Origin of the sequence: Mycobacterium sp. (assembly GCF_052144515.1) — a bacterium.
In the GTDB taxonomy this organism is placed as follows: domain Bacteria; phylum Actinomycetota; class Actinomycetes; order Mycobacteriales; family Mycobacteriaceae; genus Mycobacterium.
The window spans coordinates 41,498-60,843 of the sequence record NZ_JBKQQD010000158.1; the positions used below are offsets into that span (position 1 = coordinate 41,498).

Annotated in this window: 13 protein-coding genes, 1 tRNA gene and 2 pseudogenes; 11 read left to right on the forward strand and 5 right to left on the reverse strand. The window is 67.3% G+C overall.

Annotated elements, in window-relative coordinates:
• Nucleotides 1–83 precede the first annotated feature (83 nt).
• The 6 genes and pseudogenes from ACLP9N_RS10225 (at nt 84) to nrfD (ending at nt 7,650) form a co-directional block, all read left to right on the forward strand.
• Nucleotides 84–1,025, forward strand: a complete 942-nt coding sequence (locus ACLP9N_RS10225) for an alpha/beta hydrolase (RefSeq protein WP_442407296.1) — start codon at nt 84–86, stop codon at nt 1,023–1,025.
• A 12-nt stretch (nt 1,026–1,037) separates the two neighbouring features.
• Nucleotides 1,038–1,328: pseudogene (locus ACLP9N_RS10230) on the forward strand (ABC transporter permease); the annotation flags it as partial.
• A 66-nt stretch (nt 1,329–1,394) separates the two neighbouring features.
• Complete coding sequence (locus ACLP9N_RS10235) at nt 1,395–2,282, forward strand: fructose bisphosphate aldolase (RefSeq protein WP_442407297.1); 888 nt, start codon at nt 1,395–1,397, stop codon at nt 2,280–2,282.
• A 51-nt stretch (nt 2,283–2,333) separates the two neighbouring features.
• Complete coding sequence (gene fdh, locus ACLP9N_RS10240) at nt 2,334–5,621, forward strand: formate dehydrogenase (protein WP_442407298.1); 3,288 nt, start codon at nt 2,334–2,336, stop codon at nt 5,619–5,621.
• Nucleotides 5,621–6,583, forward strand: coding sequence for a 4Fe-4S dicluster domain-containing protein (locus tag ACLP9N_RS10245; RefSeq protein WP_442407299.1), 963 nt, complete (start codon nt 5,621–5,623; stop codon nt 6,581–6,583). Before fdh ends, ACLP9N_RS10245 begins: the two co-directional genes overlap by 1 nt.
• Nucleotides 6,580–7,650 carry an NrfD/PsrC family molybdoenzyme membrane anchor subunit gene (gene nrfD, locus ACLP9N_RS10250; RefSeq protein ID WP_442407300.1) on the forward strand — a complete coding sequence of 357 codons (1,071 nt, stop codon included), beginning with the start codon at nt 6,580–6,582 and terminating at the stop codon, nt 7,648–7,650. The genes ACLP9N_RS10245 and nrfD overlap by 4 nt, the downstream gene beginning before the upstream one ends.
• Here nrfD and selD read toward each other — a convergent pair.
• Entirely contained in the window at nt 7,647–8,624 is a 978-nt protein-coding gene (gene selD, locus ACLP9N_RS10255; RefSeq protein WP_442407301.1) for a selenide, water dikinase SelD, read from the reverse strand. The two genes, nrfD and selD, sit on opposite strands and share 4 nt — an antisense overlap.
• Before the next feature lie 156 nt (nt 8,625–8,780).
• Between selD and ACLP9N_RS10260 the strand changes: the two genes are divergently transcribed.
• The 5 genes from ACLP9N_RS10260 (at nt 8,781) to ACLP9N_RS10280 (ending at nt 14,449) form a co-directional block, all read left to right on the forward strand.
• Nucleotides 8,781–8,873, forward strand: a tRNA-Sec gene (locus tag ACLP9N_RS10260).
• A gap of 16 nt (nt 8,874–8,889) precedes the next feature.
• Nucleotides 8,890–10,206, forward strand: a complete 1,317-nt coding sequence (gene selA, locus ACLP9N_RS10265) for an L-seryl-tRNA(Sec) selenium transferase (RefSeq protein WP_442407302.1) — start codon at nt 8,890–8,892, stop codon at nt 10,204–10,206.
• On the forward strand, nt 10,203–12,011 hold the full coding sequence (gene selB / locus ACLP9N_RS10270) for a selenocysteine-specific translation elongation factor (RefSeq protein WP_442407317.1): 1,809 nt from the start codon (nt 10,203–10,205) through the stop codon (nt 12,009–12,011). Before selA ends, selB begins: the two co-directional genes overlap by 4 nt.
• A 21-nt stretch (nt 12,012–12,032) precedes the next feature.
• Entirely contained in the window at nt 12,033–13,025 is a 993-nt protein-coding gene (locus tag ACLP9N_RS10275; protein ID WP_442407303.1) for an LLM class flavin-dependent oxidoreductase, read from the forward strand.
• Between the two features lie 83 nt (nt 13,026–13,108).
• Nucleotides 13,109–14,449 carry a sensor histidine kinase gene (locus ACLP9N_RS10280; RefSeq protein ID WP_442407318.1) on the forward strand — a complete coding sequence of 447 codons (1,341 nt, stop codon included), beginning with the start codon at nt 13,109–13,111 and terminating at the stop codon, nt 14,447–14,449.
• A gap of 4 nt (nt 14,450–14,453) precedes the next feature.
• On the opposite strand, the gene ACLP9N_RS10285 is transcribed toward ACLP9N_RS10280, so the two are convergent.
• The 4 genes and pseudogenes from ACLP9N_RS10285 to ACLP9N_RS10300 form a co-directional block, all read right to left on the reverse strand.
• A complete protein-coding gene (locus ACLP9N_RS10285; protein WP_442407304.1) occupies nt 14,454–15,662 on the reverse strand; it encodes a sodium-dependent bicarbonate transport family permease in 1,209 nt (402 codons plus the stop codon).
• 85 nt (nt 15,663–15,747) lie between these two features.
• Nucleotides 15,748–15,989 (reverse strand): annotated as a pseudogene (locus tag ACLP9N_RS10290) (DUF167 domain-containing protein).
• 20 nt (nt 15,990–16,009) lie between these two features.
• Entirely contained in the window at nt 16,010–18,247 is a 2,238-nt protein-coding gene (locus ACLP9N_RS10295; RefSeq protein WP_442407305.1) for an NADP-dependent isocitrate dehydrogenase, read from the reverse strand.
• A gap of 121 nt (nt 18,248–18,368) precedes the next feature.
• Nucleotides 18,369–19,322, reverse strand: coding sequence for an NAD(P)/FAD-dependent oxidoreductase (locus ACLP9N_RS10300; RefSeq protein WP_442407306.1), 954 nt, complete (start codon nt 19,320–19,322; stop codon nt 18,369–18,371).
• Nucleotides 19,323–19,346: the final 24 nt, after the last annotated feature.

Below are 19,346 nucleotides of genomic sequence, written 5' to 3' on the forward strand. Positions count from 1 at the left end.
GTGACATGATCGGTCCCGACACTGGCCAGCGGCAGGATTGCTAAGCAAGATGTGGTGATGCGAAATCGATCCCGGAGCGCCAAATGACGACCTACGCGTTCGACCCTGAAATCGCTGAGATGGTCCCTCTCCTCCCCACCTGGGAGGGGGACGACGTGGCGAGGATGCGGACGGCGATGTCGGAGATGATCGCCCAGCTGCCGCTGCCGGATACGACGGGGCTGCACATCGAGGACCGCGAAATCCCAGGCCGCGACGGTGATCCCGCGGTGACCGTGCGGATCTACCGGCCCGAACATCCCACCGCACCCGCCGGGATATACAGCGTCCACGGTGGCGGGTTTATCGCCGGGGATCTCGAGACCGAGCACGCCTCCAACGTCACGCTCGCCCGTGAGCTCGGCGTCGGCGTAGTGTCCGTGGACTACCGGCTGGCGCCGGAGACACCGTTCCCCGGGCCGCTGGAAGACGTCTATGCCGGCCTGGTCTGGATGGCGGCTCACGCGGGTGAGCTGGGCATTGACGCTGCGCGCATCGCGATCCACGGCATGAGCGCCGGCGGCGGACTGGGCGCGGGGCTGGCGCTGCTGGCCCGTGACCGCGGTGGGCCGCATATCGCCTTTCAGTTCCTGTCGGTGCCGGAGCTCGACGATCGGCTCACCAGCCCGAGCATGGCCGCATTCACCGATACCCCGCTGTGGAATCGTCCCCGAGCAGTGTTCAGCTGGGACTGCTACCTCGGGCCGGGCCGCGCCGGCTCCGACGACGTGTCGGTCTATGCCGCCCCGGCCCGCGCGACCGACCTGGCGGGCCTGCCGCCCGCGTACGTCTCGGTGATGCACTTCGATCCCCTGCGCGACGAGGGCGTCGCCTACGCCCTGGCCATGCTCACCGCCGGAGTCAGCGTCGAATTGCATTTGTTCCCAGGCACTTTCCACGGCTCAGCCCTCATCCAAACCGCGGCGGTCTCGCGGCGGGAGCAGGCCGAGGCGATCGCGGTGCTGCGCCAGGCGCTGGCCTTGTAGCGCCTGGCGAGGCGCGTGGGTTGCTCGGCGCTTCGGACAACGGAAGTCGACATCTTGACCCCCGTGCCCATGGGTATGGCCAACGCATGGCTGTTTCTGGTCGCAGCGGAGCTGATCGCCTCGTCGAAGGGTCTCGGGTTTCTGCTGATCGACAGCCAGAACACCGGGCGCACCGACGTGATGCTGCTGGCGATCGTCCTGCTCGCCGGGTTGGGCAAGCTCAGCGACTGGGCCCTGGGCGCCGTCGAGCATCGATTGGTGCGCCGCCGCAGCTGGGTCGCCTGCACTGCCCGCAGGTGCTAGCCGGACGGGGTGCCGGTGCGCGATGCTAGAACATGGGCGAAGGTCTCCAACGACGGAAGGATCACAGTGAACGACGAGCAACGCGACGTGATGTCGTCGGGGCGTGGCTTTATCGCCGCGCTGGACCAAAGCGGTGGCAGCACGCCAAAAGCCTTGAAGCTCTACGGGATTTCGGAGGACTCATACGACGGCGAAGAGCAGATGTTCGATCTCGTCCATGAGATGCGCGCACGTCTCATGTCGAGCCCGAGCTTCACCGGCGACAAGATACTGGCGACCATCCTTTTCGAGCAGACCATGGACCGAACCATTAACGGTGACGCCACTGCGGCGTTTCTGTGGAAGCAGAAGCACATCGTGCCGTTTGTGAAGGTCGACCAGGGGCTGAGCCCCGCCGAAAACGGTGTGCAGCTCATGAAGCCGATGACGAAGCTCGACTCCCTGCTGGAGCGCGCCGTCGCCAACGGCATTTTCGGCACCAAGATGCGTTCGTTCATCCAGGAGCCGAACGATGAGGGAATCAAGGCCATCGTCGACCAGCAGTTCGACTACGCGAACACCATCGCCGAGCGGGGACTCATGCCGATCATCGAGCCCGAGGTCAGCATCGAAAGCCCCGACAAGCCGAAAGCGGACAGCCTGTTGGTGGCGGCGCTGACCACCAAGCTCGACGAGCTCTCCGACGACAGGCAGGTCATGCTCAAACTGACGTTGCCCGACGAAGACAACCTCTATGCGCCGCTGATTGATCATCCCCGAGTGCTGCGTGTGGTCGCCTTGTCCGGCGGCTACAGCCTCGCGGTGAGTTGTGCGATCCTGGCCCGCAATCACCGACTCATCGCGAGTTTCTCGCGGGCGTTGACGGAGGGGCTGACCGCCCAGCAGACCGACGCGGAATTCGACCAGAAGCTCGCGTCGAACATCGAGGAGATCTACACCGCGTCGGTGACGTGATCGCGGTTGCGTCCGTCGCGCACGCGCCCGAAGCGCACTAACCTTTCGGGCATGGCGCCGAACAATTTCCTGCCGAAAATCTTCCTTGAATGGCCCGTGGTCCGTCAGCTGCGTTCTGGGGACCGGTTCGGCCGCGGGACGGCGGTGACCTCCAAGCAGACCCGCGCCATCACCGCTCGCACCACTACGGCCGACCGAGTGGTGCAAAGCGTGTGTCCCTACTGCGCGGTCGGTTGCGGGCAGCTGGTGTACGTCAAAGACGAGCGGGTCGTGCAGATCGAGGGCGACCCGGACTCGCCGATCTCGCGAGGCCGGCTGTGCCCCAAGGGTTCGGCCAGCGAGCAGCTGGTCAACTCCCCGGGCCGGCAGATCAAGATGCTCTACCGCGCCCCCCACGCCACCGAATGGCAGTCGCTGGACCTCGATACCGCCATCGACATGGTGGCCGACCGCTTCGTCGAGGCCCGCCGCCACGCCTGGCAGGACATCGACAAGAAGGGCCATCCGCTGCGGCGCACCATGAAGATCGCCGCGCTGGGCGGCGCCACGCTGGACAACGAAGAGAACTACGTCATCAAGAAACTCTTCACCGCCGCGGGCGCCATCCAGATCGAGAACCAAGCCCGTATTTGACACTCCGCCACGGTTCCCGGTCTGGGGACCTCCTTCGGGCGCGGCGGCGCCACCCAATCACTGCAAGACATGGCCAACGCGGACTGCATCGTTATCCAGGGCTCCAACATGGCCGAGTGCCATCCGGTCGGTTTCCAGTGGGTCGAGGAAGCCAAAGCCCGCGGCGCGAAGGTGATTCACGTCGACCCGCGGTTCACCCGTACATCTGCGGTGTGCGACAAGCACATCCCGATCAGGGCCGGATCCGATGTGGTGCTGCTGGGTGCGCTCATCAATCACGTGATCACCCACGATTTTTGGTTCGAGGACTACGTGATCGCCTACACCAACGCGGCAACCCTGATCAACGAAAACTACAAGGACACAGAGGATCTGGGCGGACTGTTCTCCGGCTTTGATCTCGAGACGGGACAATACGACCCGTCGACGTGGGCCTATGCAGGACAGGAAGACGCCGAAGCCGGCCAAGAACACGGTGCCAGCGCCTCGGCCCGCGCCGCCGGCGATGTGCACGGCAGCGGCGGCCCACCGTTGCCACACGCCCGCGTGCAGCGCGACGAGACCTTGCAGCATCCGCGGACGGTGTTTCAGATCGTCAAGCGGCACTATGCCCGCTACACACCGGAAATGGTGCGCGACGTCTGCGGCATCAGCATCGAAGACTTTCACTACCTCGCCCGAGCCATCACCGAGAACTCCGGCCGCGAACGCACCACCTGCTTCGCCTACGCGGTGGGCTGGACCCAGCACACGCTCGGAGCCCAATTCATCCGCACCGCAACGATTTTGCAGCTGTTGCTGGGCAACGTCGGACGCCCCGGCAGCGGCATCATGCCGCTACGCGGCCACGCGACCATTCAGGGCTCCACCGACATCCCCACGCTGTTCAATTTGCTGCCCGGCTACCTGTCGATGCCCAAGGCCGGCGTCCACGACACCTTCCGCGACTACATCGAGGCCGTCGGGCCGAAGAATCAGAAAGGCTTCTGGGCCAACGCCGACACCTATATCGTTAGCCTACTCAAGGCGTGGTGGGGCGATGCCGCCCGTGCGGACAACGACTGGGCGTTCGACTACCTGCCGCGGCTGTCCGGCCCGCACGGCACCTATCAGACGGTCATGTCGATGCTCGACGACGAGGTCGACGGCTACTTCCTGCTGGGTCAGAACCCCGCCGTCGGATCGGCCAACGGCCGCATGCAGCGCATGGGCATGTCGCACCTGAAGTGGTTGGTGGTACGCGACCTGAACCTCATCGAGTCGGCCACCTTCTGGAAGGACGGCCCCGAGATCGCCTCCGGCGAGCTGAAGACCGAGGAGATCGAGACCGAGGTGTTCTTCTTCCCGGCGGCCACCCACGTCGAAAAGGCCGGATCGTTCACCCAGACCCAACGCCTGGTGCAGTGGCGGCACAAGGCCGTCGACCCGCCCGGGGACTGCCAGAGCGAATTGCAGTTCTTCGTCGAGCTGGGCAAGCGAATCCGGCAGCGGCTGGCCGAGTCTACCGACGAACGCGACCGGCCGCTGCTCGATCTGACGTGGGACTATCCCACCGACGAGCCTGGAGAGCCCGACTCCACAGCAGTACTGGCCGAGATCAGCGGCTGCTACCTGAGCGGGCCCAAAGCCGGCCAGCCCGTACCGGGGTACACCGAACTCGGTGCCGACGGATCGACGTCATGCGGCTGCTGGATCTATTCGGGCGTGTACGCCGACGGTGTCAACCAGGCCGCCCGCCGAGCGCCGCAGGGCGGTCCGAGTCCGAGCCAGTCCGAGTGGGGCTGGGCCTGGCCCGCCGACCGCCGCATCCTGTACAACCGGGCCTCGGCCGACCCCGACGGCAAACCGTGGAGCGAGCGCAAACGCTACATCTGGTGGGACGAGCAGCAGAGCCGTTGGGTCGGCGACGACGTGCCCGATTTCCCGGTCGACCGCGCCCCGCACGTCCGCCCGGATCCCGACGTCGGCGGACCCGATGCCCTGGCGGGCGACGACCCGTTCATCATGCAGGCCGACGGCAAGGGCTGGCTGTTCGCGCCCAAGGGCTTGGTCGACGGCCCGCTGCCCACCCACTACGAGCCGCAGGAGTCGCCGATCACCAACGCGCTCTACCCGCAACAGCAGAACCCGTCGCGAATCATCTTCCCGCGCAAGGACAATCTGTGGGCGCCGAGCGCAGGTGACCCCGGTGCGGACGTATATCCGTACGTGTTCACCACCTACCGGCTCACCGAACACCACACCGCGGGCGGCATGAGCCGCTGGCTGCCCTACCTGTCCGAGCTGCAACCGGAAATGTTCTGCGAGGTGTCTCCGGAGCTGGCCGCCGAACGTGGCCTGGAACCCTACGGCTGGGCGACCATCGTCTCGCCGCGCGCGGCGATCGAGGCCAAAGTGCTTGTCACCGAACGGATGACCCCGCTGGTGATCGGCGGGCACACCGTGCACCAGATCGGGCTGCCGTATCACTGGGGAGTGGGCGGTGACGCGGTGGTGAGCGGTGACGCGGCCAACGACCTGCTCGGGGTGGCGCTCGATCCGAACGTGCAGATCCAGGAGTCCAAAGCCGGGTCCTGCGACATCCGTCCGGGCCGCCGGCCGCAGGGCGAGGCGCTGCTGCGTTTGATCGAGGAGTACCAATCCCGCGCGGGGGTAACCGTGGAAACGGACAATATCCGCATCACCGATCCAGGACGGGAGGACTGATGGGCCAACTGTCTGGACCGACCGACCCCGCCGCCGCCGCAGGGTGGTCGGATCCCAAGCCGCGCAAGGGTTTCTTCACCGACACGTCGATCTGCATCGGGTGCAAGGCCTGCGAGGTGGCGTGCAAGGAGTGGAACCGCAACCCACTCGACGGTGACCTGGAACTGCTGGGGTCGTCCTATGACAACACGGGTCACCTGGGTGCCAGCACCTGGCGGCATGTCGCATTTATCGAGCAAGGCCGCGAACGCATCGAGCAGGCACGCGAATCCGGGCTTGAGCTGGTGAATCTGGGCATGCCGACTGTCCCGGGCCCGCCGGATACGAGTCCGCCGGACACCCCGGAGTTCCGCTGGCTGATGGCCTCCGACGTGTGCAAGCACTGTACGCACGCCGGGTGCCTGGACGTCTGCCCGACGGGCGCGCTGTTCCGCACCGAGTTCGGCACGGTCGTCGTGCAGCACGACGTCTGCAACGGGTGCGGCACGTGCGTGGCCGGGTGCCCGTTCGGCGTCGTCGAACGCCGCAGCGACGGGACGTACACCACCCCCACGAAACGGTCCGAGCTTCCGGAAGAAAAGTTCGTCACCGGCGTCGCGCAGAAATGCACGCTGTGCTACGACCGGCTGATCGAGGACGAGATACCGGCCTGCGCCAAGACCTGCCCGACAACGTCGATCAAATTCGGCAACCACGACGACCTGGTTGCGCAGGCGCGCGAACGCGTCGCCGAACTGCACGCGCGCGGGCTCACCGAAGCTCGCCTCTACGGTGCCAACGAGCACGACGGCGTCGGCGGTATCGGCTCGGTCTTCCTGCTGCTCGACGAGCCGGAGGTCTACGGCCTGCCGCCCGACCCGCGGGTGCCGACCGCCGACCTGCTGCAGATGTTCAAACGGGCGGGCATGGCCGCGGCGGGAATGTTCGCGGCTGGGGCGCTGGCGTTTTGGAGAAGCCGGTGAGCACGTCTGAGTACGACAGCCTGCGTCCGCCGGAGCCCGGTGGCAAGCGGCGCCTGAGGCCTCAGGGCAACCGGCGCCGACGCGACGAGTCGTTGATGGTGCCCGAGGCGGAGTTCACCAGCTACTACGGGCGCCCGGTGGTCAAGCCGGCGACGTGGGGCCACGAGGTCGGCGCGTATCTGTTCCTGGGTGGCGTTGCGGGCGGGTCCGGTCTGCTGGCGGCCGGCGCCCAACTCACCGGGCGAAACACGTTGCGCCGCAACACAAGGCTGTCCGCCCTGGTTGCGGTGCTGCTGGGCGCGGTTGCGCTGGTGAAGGACCTGGGCCGGCCCGAGCGTTTCGTCAACATGTTGCGGACCATCAAGTTGACCTCGCCGATGAGCATTGGCTCGTGGATTCTGAGCTTCTTCAGCGCTGGCATCGGGATTGCCGCGGCGTCCGAGGTCGACCGGATGACCGGCGAGCGAATCCCGTTGGGCCCGTTGCGGCCCGTGCTGCGGGCGATGGAGGGACCGGCCGGATTGGAAGCCGCGATCTTTGCGCCGCCGCTTGCCGTCTACACCGCGGTGCTGCTCACCGACACCGCGACCCCGACGTGGAACGCTGCGTACAAAGACCTGCCGTTCGTCTTCGTCAGTTCGGCGAGCCTGGCCGCATCGGGATTGGCGATGATCACCACTCCCGTCTCCGAGGCCGGGCCTGCCCGCAGGCTAGCTGTCATCGGTGCGGCGTGTGATCTGATCTCCGCCAGGTTCACGGAGTATCGGATGGACCCTGTGACCAGAGAACCGCTGCATCACGGCACGCCAGGCCGGTTGCTGGCATGGAGCGAATGGCTAGCCGCCGCAGGCGGTTTGGGCGCGTTGCTCGGCGGCCAACGCCGCGGTGTCGCTGCCTTGTCCGGCCTGACGCTACTGACGGCGTCGGCGATGCTGAGGTTTGGTTTCTTCGAGGCGGGCAAGGAATCAGCTCGCGATCCCCGCTACACGATCGAGCCGCAGAAGCGCAGGCTGGCCGCGCGCCGCGCCGCGGGTATCACCGGCGATTCGATCACGACAGCGAGCTAGCGGATTTCGATACCCTCGCCCGCCACGGTGTAACCGATCACCGGATGACCGGGTAGTTCGCCGACCACGAGCAGGCCGCCGGAGGTTTGCGCGTCGGCGAGCAACAGCAGGTCATCCTCACTGATGTGCGGCGCGCATCGCAGCTGCGGCCGAACCCAGTCGAGGTTGCGGCGAGTCCCACCGGAGACGAACCCGTCGCGCAACGCGCCGCGTGCGCTCTCGATAACCGGCACCCCGGCGACGTCGATGACGGCACCTACTTTGGAGGCCCGGCACATTTTGTAGAGGTGCCCGAGCAGCCCGAAGCCGGTGACGTCGGTGGCCGCGCGCACACCGCTGGCCACCGCGGCCTCGGCGGCGTCGCGGTTGAGCTGCGTCATCGTGGCTATCGCTTCGGCGAACACCTCGCCGGTCTGTTTGTGCCGATTGTTGAGCAGTCCGACACCGAGCGGTTTGGTCAGGGTGAGCGGCAGGCCCGGTTCGGCGGCGTTGTTGCGCAGCAGCCGAGCCGGGTCGGCGACACCGGTGACGGCCATCCCGTACTTCGGTTCCGGGTCGTCGATCGAATGGCCACCGATGACCGGGCAGCCCGCCTCCGACGCCACCGCCAACCCGCCGCGTAGGACCTCGGTCATCAGCTGCAGCGGCAGCACATCACGCGGCCAGCCGACAAGGTTGATCGCTACGATCGGGCGACCGCCCATCGCGTAGACGTCCGAAAGCGCGTTGGCCGCGGCGATCCGGCCCCAGTCGTAGGCGTCGTCGACGACCGGTGTGAAGAAGTCCGCCGTGGACAGCACCGCAAGTTCGCCGACTCGCACCGCGGCCGCGTCGTCGCCGTCGTCGAGCCCGACCAAGACGTCCTCGCCCGATTGCCCGACGAGACCGCGGACCGCTTCTTCGAGCTCACCGGGTGGGATCTTGCAAGCACACCCGCCGCCGTGCGCGTATCCGGTGAGGCGCGTGTGGCCCATGCCGACAGCGTATTGGTCACAATTGCCAGACGTGTCTCTGGGCCAGCAGGTATATCCAATTTGGACAAAACGAACACCGTCCTCCCGGGAGGCCACTGTGGCGGATGTGACTTGATACGTCGCCCGGCACCAGCCGCACGGGCTAGTTTGTCCGGTGGAGGCGTTTGGGTTCCTGGTGGTCCCCCCGGTCTTCAAAACCGGTGAGATCGAGTAGCTCGGTCTGGCGGGTTCGATTCCCGTCCGCCTCCGCGAATCGAGGAGGCACGTGACTCAGGTCGACCCGCGACGCCCAATTCCGCGCACGGATCAGCTGCTGGCGCTCCCGGCAGTGCGGCAGGCGCGGGCGCGGCTGGGCGAGTACGTCGTAAAAGCGGCCGTGCGCGATATTCAGGACCAGGCCCGACGCGGTGACCTGGCAGCCGACCAGGTACAAGACGCTCTAATCAAGTCACTGGCCCAGCGCACCGCCACCACGTTGCGGCCAGTGCTCAACGCCACCGGTGTCGTCGTGCACACCAACCTGGGTCGCGCCCCGCTGGCCGCGGGCGCGGTCGAAGCGCTGATCTCCGCGAGCGGCTACGTCGATGTGGAACTGGACCTGGCCACCGGCACCCGCTCGAAGCGGGGGGTCGCGGCCCGCGAGGCGCTGCTGGCCGCCTGCTCGGCAGCCGAGGACGCCCTCGTGGTCAACAACGGCGCCGCCGCGCTGGTGCTCGCCACCACAGCACTCGCGGCCGGCGCGGAGGTGGTGATAAGTCGCGGGGAATTGATCGAAATCGGCGCCGGGTTCCGGCTGCCCGACCTGATCGCCTCCACCGGTGCCCGCCTGCGTGAAGTGGGCACCACCAACCGCACCCACCTGAAGGACTACGCCGACGCGATCGGGCCACAGACCGGTTGCGTGCTCAAGGTGCATCAGAGCAACTTCCGGGTGGAAGGTTTCACGAAATCCGTTGCCCTGCAAGAGCTTCGGGAGCTGACCGCTGCCAACAACGTGCCCCTGGTCGCAGACCTCGGCAGCGGGCTGCTCGCGCCCGACCCCGTGCTGCCCGATGAGCCCGATGCCGCCACCGCGCTGTCCGAAGGCGCAGACGTCGTCACCGCCAGCGGTGACAAGCTGCTCGGCGGCCCGCAGGCGGGCATCGTGCTCGGCCGCGCGGACGTGGTCGCCCGGATGGCGCGGCATCCGCTGGCGCGCGCGGTGCGCGCCGACAAGCTCACCCTCGCCGCGCTCGAGGCGACCCTTCGCGCCGGCGCTTCGCCGGTGACCCAGGCGCTGCACGCCGACGTCGAACGGCTGCGCGCCCGGGCCGAGCGTCTCGCCGACGCGGTGGGCGCGTCGGTCGTCGCGCACGACGGCCGGGTCGGCGGCGGGGGAGCCCCCGGCGTCCCCCTGCCCGGATGGGCGGTGCGCCTGCCCGAAGCCGCGGCCGGCCCCCTACGCTCGGGTGACCCCGCGGTGCTGCCGCGGGTGCACGACGGGGCGTGCCTGCTCGACCTGCGGTGCATCCCCGAATCCGACGATGATCGCCTGCTGGGCGCCGTACGTGAAGCGCTGGCGCGACTGCAGGACGACCGCTGAAGACCCCGCAGACGTATGTCGTTGCCACCGCCGGCCACGTCGACCACGGCAAGAGCACCCTCATCCGGGCCCTCACCGGCATGGAGCCCGACCGCTGGGAGGAGGAGCGTCGTCGCGGGCTGACTATCGACCTCGGCTTCGCCTGGACCACGTTGGCGTCGGGCCGCGAGGTCGCATTCGTCGATGTACCCGGCCACCATCGCTTCCTGGGCAACACCCTGGCCGGTCTCGGCCCGGCACCGGTGGTCTGCTTCGTGGTCGCCGCCGACGAGGGGTGGCAGGCGCAGTCCAGCGACCACCGAGATGCGCTCGCCGCGTTGGGTATTCGGCACGGCCTCATCGCGATCACCCGCGCCGACCGAGCACCGGAAGGTGCCGGCGCGAAAGTCCTCGAGCAGGCCCGCGAGAGGCTTTCGGAGACCGGGTTGCGCGACGCGCCCGGCGTCATCGTCTCGGCGCTCGACGGCAGCGGGCTGACCCAGTTGGGTGCCGCCCTCGACCGTGTCCTTTCGCGGGTACCCCCGCCCGAGACCACCGCGCGGGTGCGGCTGTGGGTCGACCGCTCCTTCACCATCACCGGTGCGGGAACCGTGGTCACCGGGACGCTGGGGGCGGGCACGCTCGCCTGCGGTGACCGGCTTGACCTGCTCGGGGCGCAACGCACGCGATCGGTGGTGATCCGCGGTCTGCAGAGCCGCGGCGAACCGTACCCCAACGTCGGACCGGTGGCTCGAGTCGCGCTCAACCTGCGCGGGGTGTCCCGCGACGCCGTCCACCGCGGCGACGCGCTGGTCACACCCGACGCGTGGCCGAGCACGCGCACCCTCGACGTGCGCCGCGTTACCGGTAGCCCACTGACCGAAGCCCCGGCGGAGCTCGTCGTGCATGTCGGAACCGCGGCCGTGCCGGCGCGGCTGCGACCTTTCGACGACGAGCACGGCCGGCTGACCTTGGAACGGCGGCTGCCGCTGGTCCTCGGCGACCGGTTGATATTGCGCTACCCAGGCGGCAGTCAAGCACTCGCCGGTGCACAGGTGCTCGACGCCGATCCGCCGCCATTGCGGCGCCGCGGCGACAGCGCTCGGCGGGCCGCGGCGCTCGCCGGAATGGACCCCGGCGGTGACGTGGCAGCCGAGGTGGCACGGCGGGGTGCGGTGCGAGAGCGCCACCTACGACGGTTGGGGCTGCTATCCCGCGACGCTGATCCGCCGATGGGCGTTCGGGTGCTCGACGGCTGGTGGGTACACGGCCCGGCCTACGACGCCTGGCAGCAGCGGCTGCGGTCCGCGGTGAACGAGCTGCACGCCCGAGATCCGTTGGCGGATGGACTATCTCGTGGCGCGGCCCGCGACCTGCTGGGTATGCCGGACGAGTCGCTACTGGACGCGGTCGCCCGCGACGCGGGACTCGAGCAGGGCGGCGGGCACATCCGGCTGGCCGGCGCCCGCGACGACCTCGGAAACGCCGAAGCGGCCGTCGGTGAGCTGGAGGCGCGGCTACGGGCCGAGCCATTCCACGCGCCGGAGGCCGACGAGCTGTCGGCGCTGCGGCTCGGCGCCCGCGAACTGGCCGCGGCCGAGCGCGCCGGTCGGGTGCTGCGACTGCGTGACGGCGTGGTGCTGCTGCCCACGGCACCCGCGCTGGCGATGCGGGCTCTCGCCGCGCTGGAACAACCGTTCACCACAAGCCAAGCGCGGCAAGCCCTTTGCACCACTAGACGGGTCGCGATCCCGTTGCTGGAACACCTGGACGCGCGCGGCTGGACCCGTCGCCTCGACGCGGGCCACCGCGAGGTAGTGCGCTGACGGCCGGGCTAGTGTTTGGCGATGGACATCTCCTGTGCGTTTGCCACTTCGTCCGACACACCGGCCCACGTGGAGCTGGCCGAAACACTGGGCTACCGGCATGCGTGGCTCTACGACTCGCCGGCGCTCTACCCGGACGTGTGGATGGTGCTGACCCGATGCGCCGAGCGCACGACGCGCATCGGCCTCGGGCCGGGAGTGCTCGTTCCCAGCCTGCGGCATCCGATGGTCAATGCCGCTGCGATCGCCGAGCTGGAGGGCCAGGCACCCGGGCGGGTCGTGGTCGCGGTCGGCTCAGGGTTTACCGGCCGGATGGCTCTGGGCCAGCGGCCGATGCCGTGGCGCAAGGTCGCCGAGTACGTCCGCTGCTTGCGGGCTCTTCTCGCCGGCGACACCGCCGAGTGGGAGGGGGCCAAGATCTCGATGCTGCACCTGCCCCGCTTCGGGGCGCTGCGACCGATTCAGGTGCCGATACTGATCGGCGCCGAGGGCCCAAAGGGGTTGGCTGTGGCCGCCGAGCTCGGCGACGGCGTGTTCTCCGCCGCCGTACCCCAGCCCGATGCCGCGAAGTGGACCGACTGGAGGGCGCTGCTGTGCTTCGGCACGGTGCTCGACGATGGCGAGGACCTGACGTCGCCCCGCGCCATCGATGCCGCGGGGCCCGGTGCGGTGGTGCTCTACCACGCCGTGTACGAGCGCGGCGGCGCGGCGGTGGACGCATTCCCGGGTGGGCAAGGCTGGCGCGAGGCGGTCGAGGCTTATCCCGAGGACGAGCGGCATCTCGCCATCCATGCCGGGCATCTCGTGCAGGCCAATCCTCTTGATGAGCCGCATGTTGTCGACCTGATCCCGCTTGCCAGCTCGATGGCGCTGACGGGCACCGCCGAGCAAGTCGCGGACAAGATCGCCGGCCTCGCCGCCCAAGGCGTCACCGAGATCGTTTACCAGCCCGCCGGATCCGGCATCGAGCGAGAACTTGAAGCATTCGCGTCCGCCGCTGGCCTCGCAAGCTGACAGGCCTAGAGAGGAAACTAGAAGGAAAGATGTCACAGGGAAGCGCTGTCGGCGCAGGGCAGCCCGATATCCGCGTGTTTGGGATGCGGCTGCCGACGCGGGTGCTGTCGCTACGCACCATCGTCATCGTCTCGCAACTATCGGTGATCGCACTTGTGCTCGCGCTGGGCGCGTGGGTGTGGATTGGCGTCACCAACGATCAATACAGCCAGCTCGACCGCCGCCTGGATTCGGTCAGCAGCTTGGGTGATATCAACAGCCTGCTCAACACCGCGCAGCTCGCCAACCCCGACCGGCCAACGTCGGACGGCGACCTGGTACGCACCGCACGCATCGGGGGCGTGACGGTGTCCGTGCCCAGCAACGTCGTCGTGCCCAAACTTGCGACCGGCTATGCCAACACGACCATCAACGGCGTGCAATACCGCGTCCGTACCTTCTCCGCGGGTCCGGCCTCGATCGCGCTGGCCGCGCCGTTGGCCGAGGCTCAACATCGGATCAACGAGCTCCATCTGCGGGTGTTGCTGATCTGCGCCGGCGTCATCGGTGGCACGGTTCTGGTCGGCTGGGTGATCTCGTTGATCATGGTCAACCCGTTCCTTCTGCTGGCGCAGCAGGCACGCGCCATCAATGCCCAGTCCAGCCCCGACGAAGTCCAGGTCCGCGGTGTGCATGAAGCCGTCGAGATCGCCGAAGCGGTAGAGGGAATGCTGGCCCGCATCGGCAACGAGCAACAGCGGACTAAGGCAGCGCTGGAGTCGGCCCGCGACTTCGCCGCCGTTGCCTCACACGAATTGCGCACCCCGTTGACGGCCATGCGCACCAACCTGGAGGTGCTGTCCACCTTGGAGCTGGCCGCCGACCAGCGTCACGAGGTGATCGGCGACATCATCCGCACCCAAAGCCGGATCGAAGCGACACTGACGGCGCTGGAAAGACTGGCGCAAGGCGAACTGACCACCGTCGACGATTTTGTCCCCTTCGACATCACCGAGCTGTTGGACCGCGCCGCACACGACGCGCTCCGCATCTACCCGGACGTGCAGGTGTCGCTGGTGCCGTCGCCCACCGTGCTGATGATCGGGCTGCCCACCGGGCTGCGGCTGGTGATCGACAATGCCATCGCCAACGCTGTCAAACACGGCGGCGCCAGCGAAATTCGGCTCAACGTAACCAGTTCCGGCGACGGCGTGGAAATCGCGATCGACGACAACGGCACCGGGATCCCCGAGGAGGAACGCGCCGCGGTCTTCGAACGCTTCTCCCGCGGGTCGACCGCATCGCGTTCAGGGTCCGGATTAGGACTGGCACTGGTCGCCCAGCAGGCCGAATTGCACGGCGGCGCAGCGTCTCTGCACGCCAGCCCGCTGGGTGGCACGCGACTGCTGGTGAAACTCACCGGCGACGGACGCGGCCCCGCCTGAACCGTTACAGGCCCCACCAAGTGGCGACGCGGGCGATCTCGATATACAGGGGTATTCCTATGGTGGCGTTGTAGGAAAACGTCAAACCCAGCGACGCCGCCAACGGTAGGGTCGGGCTGGCTTCGGGGACCGCCAGCCGCTGAACCGCCGGGACGGTGATGTAAGACGCGGCCGCACATAACACCGCGAACAGCACGTAGGTGCCTTGTTTGAACTCAGTGTGGGTGTAGAAGGCGTATCCGTGAGCGATGACGATCCCCAGTGTCGCAAAGACATTGGGTGCAACCAAACCGAAGAGGATGAAGCCCGGGCCCGCCGACCGCAGGTCCTTCAGCTTACGTGAGGCAGCCATGCCCATTTCGAGCAGGAACAGACACAGCGCCCCCTGGAAGGCCGACACAAAGAAAGCGTTGTCGTCGTGAATCACCTTCTGGCCCTGCAACCCGCTGATGAAGCCAATGAAAATCGCGCCGACGAGAAGGCAGATCCCGGGGTTGAGCAGGACCTCGTTGAGCAGCTCGGTTTTGGAGACGCGCTGGTCTACGCCATCCCCGTGCGGGCGCTCTCGCTCGAGATATTCCCCCTTACCCGAAGCGATCTCGCGTTCGCCCGCGGCGGCATGGGCCTGGTCGTGCGTGCCCGCCGCCTCGGTACCGGGCCCGGCGCCGACCGTCGCCGGTGCGCAGTAGTCTGGCTCATCAGGCATGTTCCCCGCCGGGTCCATGCCCCGATTCCGCAGTCGCGCGACGAGATACAACGCGACCAGGCAGCCGGGAATCTCCATGACGGCGAGCATGACCGGCATGTAGGCGTCGAACGCGATGCCCAGGCCGGTCAGCACGGCCACACAGGTGGCGAAGGTCCCGGCCGAATCCGAGCTGTAATAGCCCGCGACCATCGCCCGGTCCACGCGCCGCATGGCGCTCAGCCAACTCAGCGCCACGTAGGTGACGGCACCGATCGCGAAGTTCAAGACGAAGCCCAGGATCATGAAGCCGGCGATCGCGCCGATATGCACCGGCTTGATCGCGGCGAGCTGCTCGCCCCCCTGCCAGCCGATCGCTACCAGCAGATACATGGTCAGGGCCTGGTGGATGCCATGCGGAAACTCGAAACGCACCCTCAGGATCGGGATCAGGAACCCGAAGTAGAAGAACAGCAGGAGCGGCTTGAACAGGTTATGGGTGAAGTTATGCCAGAACGCGTGCAGCATTGTTCTCTCCTGTGAGTGGTGCAGCGATCAGGTTAGCCGTCAGTCCGTCGGCGCCGGCACCCCGACGGCGATACAACGGCTGCGATCAGCGGCTAACACGAAAGCGCTTCTGGCGCGACAGGAACAGCACATAGCTCCGGACACCAATTCGATGCGGCTTCTTGGTAATTGGAGGTGGGCGGCCAACAAGCGCGCGACCGCGTCGTTGGCCTTGCCGTCGACCGCCGGCTCGCGCACGTAAATTGTCAACTCACCGGTGGAACCGATCTCGACAAGGGGTCCCTTGCGGCTGCCCGGCTTGACCTTGACGACGATGATGTCCGTCATGCTCTTACCCAAGGGGGGCGTCAGCCTTGCGCGGCCTCCAACGCGGCATTGAAGGTTTTGCTCGGCCGCATCACCGCCACTGTCTTCTCGGTGTCCGGCAGGTAGTAGCCGCCGATGTCGACCTCCTCGCCCTGGGCCTCGTTGAGTTCAGCCACGATGACGTCTTCGTTCTTGGCCAACGCTTCGGCGAGTGGGGCGAAGTGCTTGCGCAGTTCCTCGTCATCGGTCTGAGCGGCGAGTTCCTGGGCCCAGTACAGGGCGAGGTAGAACTGGCTGCCCCGGTTGTCGAGCTCGCCGGTCTTGCGAGACGGGCTCTTGTTGTTGTCCAGCAGCTTGCCGATCGCGGAATCCAGCGTCTTGCCCAGGATCTTGGCCCGGTCGTTGCCGGTCTTGATGCCCACGTCTTCGAAACAAGCTCCCAGCGCCAGGTATTCGCCCAGCGAATCCCAGCGCAGGTGGTTCTCCTCGACCAATTGGTGGACGTGCTTGGGCGCCGAACCGCCCGCCCCGGTCTCGTACATTCCGCCGCCGGCCATTAGCGGCACGATCGACAGCATCTTGGCGCTGGTGCCCAGCTCCAGGATGGGGAACAGGTCGGTGAGGTAGTCGCGCAGGATGTTGCCGGTGGCGGCGATGGTGTCCTGCCCGCGCATCGCGCGCTCGATCGTGTGCCGCATGGCTCGTTCCTGCGACATGATCTGGATGTCGAGACCCTCGGTGTCGTGATCGGCGAGGTACGTGTAGACCTTCTTCCTCATCTCGTTCTCGTGCGGACGCTCCACGTCCAGCCAGAACACCACCGGCATGCCCGAGTTGCGCGCCCGTGTGACGGCCAGCTTGACCCAGTCGCGGATCGCTTCGTCCCTGACGACGGGCATGCGCCAGATGTCGCCCTCCTCCACGTTCTGCGTCATCAGGACCTCCCCGGTGTCGAGGTCGACGATGTTGGCGACGCCGTCCTCGGGGATCTCGAACGTCTTGTCGTGCGAGCCGTACTCCTCCGCCTGCTGCGCCATGAGCCCGACGTTGGGGACGGTGCCCATCGTCGCCGGATCGAATGCCCCGTGCGTCTTACAGAAGTTGATGACTTCCTGGTAGATCCGGGAGAACGTGGACTCTGGGTTGACGGCTTTGGTGTCCTTCTGCCGCCCGTCGGCGCCCCACATCTTGCCGCCGGCGCGGATCATCGCGGGCATCGACGCGTCCACGATCACGTCGCTTGGTGAATGGAAGTTGGTGATCCCTTTGGCCGAATCGACCATGGCCAGTTCGGGGCGGTGTTCATGGCAGGCGTGCAGGTCGCGGATGATCTCGTCGCGCTGCGAGGCGGGCAGCGACTCGATCTTGTTGTACAGATCGACCAGCCCATTGTTGACGTTGACGCCGAGCTCGTCGAAAAGCTCCTGGTGTTTGGCGAACGCCTCCTTGTAGAAGATCTTCACGGCGTGTCCGAAGACGATCGGGTGCGAGACCTTCATCATCGTCGCCTTGACGTGCAGCGAGAACATCACGCCCGTCTCGTACGCGTCCTCCATCTGCTCTTCGTAGAAGGCGCACAGGGCCTTCTTGCTCATGAACATACTGTCGATGATGTCGCCCTCGAGCAGCGACACCTTGGGCGCAAGCACGATCGCCTCGCCGCCCTTGGTCACCAGCTCCATCTTGACGTCACGGGCGCGGTCCAGGGTCATCGACTTCTCGCCGTGATAGAAGTCGCCGTGCTTCATGGTCGCGACGTGGGTGCGCGAGGCCATCGACCACTCGCCCATGCTGTGCGGGTGCTTCCGCACGTAGTCCTTGACGGCCTTCGGCGCGCGACGGTCCGAGTTGCCCTGGCGCAGTACGGGATTCACCGCGCTACCGAGGACGTTGGCGTAGCGCTTCCTAAGCTCCTTTTCCTCGTCGGTCTTCGGGTTCTGCGGGAAGTCCGGAATCTTGAAGCCCTTGCCCTGCAGTTCCTTGATCGCGGCCACCAGCTGCGGGACCGAGGCGCTGATGTTCGGCAGCTTGATGATGTTGGTGTCCGGTTCGTGCGTCAGCTTGCCCAGTTCGGCCAGGTTGTCAGGCACCCGCTGCTCCTCGGTGAGCTCGTCGGGAAATTCGGCCAAGATGCGCGCCGCGACGGAGATGTCGCTGGCCTCGATCTTGATGCCCGCGGGCTCGGCAAAGGCGCGCACGATCGGCAGAAAGGCGTAGGTCGCCAGCATCGGCGCCTCGTCGGTCAGCGTGTAGATGATGGTCGGCTGCTGGGCGCTCATGGTTGTTCTCCCGGCGTCGCTGTCGCTCAGTTCTTATCGGCAAGGGGTTCTAGCGGTTTAACGGCGGCTATCAGTCTCGTCTCGCAACACTACTGTTGCCCGCGCCGCCGGTCGAAGGCGATCACTGTCTCCCGGCGCCGAGATCGCGAGGGACCTCGTCGCTCAGCACGGCGTCAGCGAGCAGTTCACCGAGCAGCGGCCCGAACTTCATCAGGTTGCTGCCGACGAACGCGACGACGCGGCCGCGGCGCGCCACCGTCCAACCATCCCCGCCGGAGTCGAGCCACGGGGCTCGAGCCGTGACACAGTCCACCCGGCCCACGGGAGACAGTGATGGGAACAGCGCGCGCACCGCCGCGGGGTCTGGCACTTCCTGCCCGAAGGCCCAGCGGCCCGTGCTGCCCAGCGGCAACCCGTAGCCCTCGCGCGCAGACAGGCACGCGGCGCCGGTCGCGTGGGCGCCCTCGTAGGTGAAGCGAGTGTGCGGGGCGAATTCGACCCCGAGCGGGCCGAACAGCGCCGGCGTCTGAACCCCCGCGCAGATGAGGACGCGGTCGCCTTGCACGACGGTGCCGTCCGCCAGCGTCGTCGAGCCGTCGTCGGCCACCGATACGACCTCGGCGCGGGAGAGGGCGACCCGCCGCGCCAAGGCGTTCAGCGCGCGGCGGATGCGCAGGCTGCCGCCGAGTGGATCGACTACTCCGGTCTGCCAGGGCGCGGCCAGGAACGGGATCCGCGCCGCGATCTCAGACCGGTCGCACCAGGAGAACGCGGCGCCGGCATCCGTCATCGCCGCCGCGATGTCTTTGTCGGCGCCGACGGCGATGAACCCCTCGGAGCCGAGCAGTCGCCCGGCGCCAAACTCAACCTCCCAGCGCTGCCAGCCGACGCGGGCCTGCATCGCGAGCCGGCACAACGCCGGGCGCCGGTGCGCGATGCGGAAGATCCGCGCCAGTCCGGCGGACTGTTCGGCGAACGGCTCGCCGCGCTCGAACACCATCGCGCGCTCGCCGCGCCGCGCCAGCTCGTAGGCGGCCGCGAGCCCACATATCCCCGCGCCGATGATGACAATCACGGGCTCGTCCCCCCCCCAGCGCCC